At 42.8% G+C, this 4334-nt stretch carries 4 protein-coding genes; 1 reads left to right on the top strand and 3 read right to left on the bottom strand.

The genetic code is table 11. The features are described from left to right. Nucleotides 1–206: 206 nt before the first annotated feature. Both F6K54_RS41190 and F6K54_RS41185 read right to left on the bottom strand, forming a co-directional pair. The gene (locus F6K54_RS41190; RefSeq protein ID WP_293090276.1) at nt 207–1160 is read right to left on the bottom strand and encodes a peptidylprolyl isomerase; all 954 of its coding nucleotides are present in this window, start codon (nt 1158–1160) and stop codon (nt 207–209) included. Nucleotides 1161–1866: 706 nt separating this feature from the next. Next, entirely contained in the window at nt 1867–2865 is a 999-nt protein-coding gene (locus tag F6K54_RS41185; protein WP_293090275.1) for a cation diffusion facilitator family transporter, read from the bottom strand. Here F6K54_RS41185 and F6K54_RS41180 point away from each other — a divergent pair. Further along, nucleotides 2770–2961 carry a hypothetical protein gene (locus F6K54_RS41180; protein WP_293090277.1) on the top strand — a complete coding sequence of 64 codons (192 nt, stop codon included), beginning with the start codon at nt 2770–2772 and terminating at the stop codon, nt 2959–2961. The two genes, F6K54_RS41185 and F6K54_RS41180, sit on opposite strands and share 96 nt — an antisense overlap. Before the next feature lie 908 nt (nt 2962–3869). Here F6K54_RS41180 and F6K54_RS41175 read toward each other — a convergent pair. Continuing rightward, the gene (locus tag F6K54_RS41175; RefSeq protein WP_375342034.1) at nt 3870–4193 is read right to left on the bottom strand and encodes a zinc ribbon domain-containing protein; all 324 of its coding nucleotides are present in this window, start codon (nt 4191–4193) and stop codon (nt 3870–3872) included. Nucleotides 4194–4334 lie beyond the last annotated feature (141 nt).

Genomic DNA, 4334 nt, shown 5'->3' with positions numbered 1-4334 from the left:
TTTTACTTAGATGCTATGACTATTTTTCCCTTCTCTCCTGCTCCCCTTCTCCCCTGCTCTCCGTGTCCCCGTGTCTGGTGCGTCTCCGTGTCCCGGTGTCTGAGGAGTTCCTTATAAGGGATAGCTTTCAAAGGGGGGCAGGGGGGATAGGAAGTTAGGTTTTTTCAACTGACATTTTAAACCTAGACGCCCTAGTAGTATTAAGTTCATGCGTCGTCCTCCTGAACAGCTTGATTTAGAGCATCCTCATTAATAGAGACCGTATAGCGATCGCGTAATTTTTGATAAAATAATTCATCCTGCTTTTGCTTCCGGTCTCTGAGGTAGTCCAGACGGACATTCTTTCTCACCTCTGCCAAGGTAGCGGGGTGGCCTGGTTCAATTTGAGTAACGTTGACCAAATGACTACCATAAGCAGAATGAAACGGGCCTTGCCAACCTTTTTCAGTCACCTCTGCCATCTCCCTAGCCAAAGTTCCCCCAAAAGTGTTGTTGAGGGTTTTAGCTGAAGCCAAAGTATAGGTTGTCGGTAACATGGAGCGATCGCCTCTGGGTTGAGTCCGAACGGTATCAGTCTGTAGCTGAGTCAGGAGATTTTTGGCATCAGTCTCGGTGTCGTCCCCATGCAGTTCTTGGCTGAAATAGACTTGGTTAAAGCTAAATCTTCCAGGGATAGTATAGCGATCGATATGAGTTTCTAAATAGCTTTGCAACTCTTCGTCCGATGGTTCCTTGATACCTGCCACATCTTCGACTAGGAACTGCATCTTTTGAATTAGCCGTCGCCGGATAATGATGTCTTTGTCATCTAAGCCCAAGGCCAGGGCTTCCTGATACAAAACCTCATCGTGCACATAGTTATCTACTAATTTTTGCAACTGTTGCGGAGTAGGTTTTCGTCCCCACTGCAACTTCCAGGTTGCTTGCAAAGACTCAATTACAGGGGTAGATACTTCAATTTGTTTGGCGGAAGTAGATGCGATTGAAGGACTACCAACCCAAAAATACAGCCCAAAGAGTAGGGCACCCAAAACAAGGAAGTGTAACAATGGTTCTCGTAAAATGCGAATGAGTAGTGTGGGTTGACTCTTCCCTTCAATAAATATTTCAGATATTAGAGTTTCTTGTTTATTAATCAGTGTTTTTGGTGTTTCCTGCATAAGCTATTACACATTGAAATTGCTTTGTTACATTGGTCGAAAAGCTGAATGCTTATTTTGACTTTTATAGCGCTACGCATTAAGGTGTTTTACCGAAAAATTGGGTTTAAAGCCTCCCCCTAAAAGGGGGACTTTATGTTATGATCGAAACAGCGGAAAGGTATTCAACCGCTCTAAAAACCTATAGCTACCTAACTTGTAGCGTTTGCACCTTGAAAACTGCGGTCAGACCCCGCGTCCCCGTTAGGCGCAAGCGGTCGGACCCCGCGCCACCGACAGGCGCAAGGGAACGCCGACCAAGAGAGGGAATGCTGACCAAGAGAAGAGTTATGGGGTTTTGCACAGGAATGCTTGTGCTTAGGAATTGCTCTAAGCATCAAGTACCAGAGAACCAATTTTTTTAGATTTAAACTGTACCGTAGGGCATACGGGAACAGGCTCTTGGAACAGAGCAAACGCTTGGGGAGAGAACCATCTCTGGCTTAGGTATCGTAAGGTATCTGATTTAAGTGGACTCATTGTTGGCGTAGCCTTGCGTCAGCAAACCAAGAATCCTGGTTTCAGGAGAATCCCCGTGCGTTTACGCCGGGGAGTATGTCAAATTTCTAAACCCTGTTTCCTGACGGATTCCGCACCGAAAACCCTTTAACGGTTTACTATTCCCTATTCCCTATTCCCTATTCCCTAGCGCGTAGCGCTATAACTTTTAACTTTTGATTTGTGAATCAGGTACGGCTCGAATTACAATCAAGCCGATATACGCTAGGTGTGCTTTTAATTGCTCCTCAACAGTATTAGTAATCTCTTGGCTTTCCTGAAGAGATAAAGTAGGTGGTAGCATGATGTCCATTTCCACATGGAGACGATGCCCCAACCACCGACTCCGCAGGTTGGCTATGCTATTAGGGTCTATTTCAGGCACATGACTGACTGCATGATGAAGGGATTCAAGTATCTCTGGTTCCACGCCATCTAGCAGGCGACTAAAAATGGTCTGTCCTGACTCCCAGACAATTTTCAGCAATACTAAGGTTATGACTAAACCCATCACTGGATCTGCCCAGGGATAGCCAAGCCAAACACCTACAGCACTGAGTAACACTGCCAGACTAACCAGACCATCAGCCATAGCATGATACCCATCGGCAATGAGGGCAGCACTGTTGATTTCACGACCGACTCGAATGCGAAAAACGGCCACAATTTCGTTGCCGATGAAGCCGACAATAGCAGCGATCGCCAATGCCCCCAAATGATGCAAGGGCTGAGGATGGTAAAATCGCTCCACAGACTCATAGGCGGTAATCATGGCACTAAACAAGACAATGGCCACAATCATCACTCCTGCCAAGTCTTCCAAGCGAGCAAAGCCATAGGAAAATCTGGCTGTTGGCTTGCGTCGTGAGACGAAAAACGCCACGCCCAAAGGTACAGCCGTCATAGCATCCCCAACGTTGTGAATAAGATCGGCCAGGAGAGCGACACTGCCAGAAAGCCAGAACACGACTGCCTGTAATACAGCAGTGATTAGTAAACCCGCCAGTGACCATTTCACAGCCCAGATTCCCCGCTCCGAACTAGCGATTTCAGGATCTATAATCCCGTGGGCATGGGTATGACCATCATGATGGTGATGATGATGGTGGTGTTCTACTTCGGGTTTAGTAACATCATCAGTTGGGATAAAGGGAAAAATTTGCGTCATAGTAGTTGTCAAGACAGAACATTTATCATTTCAGCAATGAGTAAGCGATCGCTGAAACTATCTCAAAGGTTTGTTTTGAAGCTAAGGAATATCTAGTGCAGGATGGCAGAAATAACTAACCAGTTACAAAATTCTAAAAGCCTTATCAATAAATACTTTTGACTTCCGCGTAGCGGCACTAGGTATCAATAGTGGAGTTTTTTGAGCCAGATAAGTAAGTAGGTCTAATTAAACGTTAAAAAAATTGTAGGGGCAGGTTTAACCGAAAGCCTTGAATAAACTCAATCTATTTATCAAAGCCTGCCCCCTAATATTGTGTTTATTTATGCTCACCTACTTAGATCAGAAAATTGTGAGTTGATAACTCACTAAATTTTAGCAAGCCGATTATCTTTTTTCTAAAATTTTTCAATTACTTCAAACATTTTTTATTTTACGAAAAAAGCTAAAAAAAATCAACCATTTCCAACTTTAATTTATATTAAAAATCAACAGGCAAAAAACTAAAATTTATAATTATATCATCGTTAAAATGCTTTTATAGCTATAAAAATTCTATATTTTATGAAAATGATAATCATTCTTAATTTAGTTTGGCTTACTAGAAAATATGAAAAATTTCAACTTTGGTTAATGCATAATTATGCTAAACCTGCTTTATAGAGTATCCTTTTGGGGGGATGGTTAGAGAGGATTTTGAAAAAGGTAATGTATGATAACCGGACATGATCAGGACTTATATCATGTCCTGATAATCAGTGATAAAAAACCTTTTCCCTTCTAACCTTTTCTTTCCTTCTGCCTCCTGCCTCCAGCATAGCTGCCTTACCTCCTCCAAAATGTAAGTATTCAACCGGACATGATATTACGCAGGCGAACCCAGAAACCCGGTTTATCGTAGACGTTTACTGTTCAAAACAACGATTTGTCGTAGAAACCGGGTTTCTTTGCGTAAGTCCTAATGATATTAGATAAAAAAACCGTTCTTAGAAACCTACGATAATCTATATAAATCTATGATTATCTGTTCTATTCTTGCTTCTACCTGGCAACGTCGGCGCCTGTCCAGTCCACAAGCTGACACGGACGAACTGCCCGCCATAGCTAAATTTAAGGCTGCATTCAAATCTTGTTCGCGCTAGCGTTGCGGAGCAATCGCAATTGAAACCGCAATGTTCACAATTGAAAACACGCTCTGATAAACACAGAGACTCTTTAACAGTTCCACACCTGCTGCAAGTTTTAGAACTAGGAAACCATCTATCAACGATGATTAACTTAGAACCATATAACTCACACTTGTACTCGCGCCTGTCTGCGAAACTCATAAAAACCCATATCAGCAATAGCCTTAGCCAACTTATGATTTGCCATCATTCCTGATACATTAAGGTCTTCTATTACTATTTGACTGTGGTTTTTAGCCAAATAGGTAGTCAGTTTATGCAACGTACAAGCTTGGTACGAGA

Source organism: Okeania sp. SIO3B5, from assembly GCF_010692555.1.
GTDB lineage: Bacteria > Cyanobacteriota > Cyanobacteriia > Cyanobacteriales > Microcoleaceae > Okeania.
The sequence above is the reverse complement of the archived record's forward strand: the minus strand, read 5'-3'. Positions and strand labels throughout refer to the sequence as shown.

Excerpts from the sequence above, each read along its gene's own strand:
- F6K54_RS41190 (WP_293090276.1), bottom strand. The coding sequence starts at position 1,160 with ATGCAGGAAACACCAAAAACACTGATTAATAAACAAGAAACTCTAATA.
- F6K54_RS41175 (WP_375342034.1), bottom strand. The coding sequence starts at position 4,193 with ATGAGTTTCGCAGACAGGCGCGAGTACAAGTGTGAGTTATATGGTTCT.
- F6K54_RS41180 (WP_293090277.1), top strand. The coding sequence starts at position 2,770 with ATGGGTATGACCATCATGATGGTGATGATGATGGTGGTGTTCTACTTC.
- F6K54_RS41185 (WP_293090275.1), bottom strand. The coding sequence starts at position 2,865 with ATGACGCAAATTTTTCCCTTTATCCCAACTGATGATGTTACTAAACCC.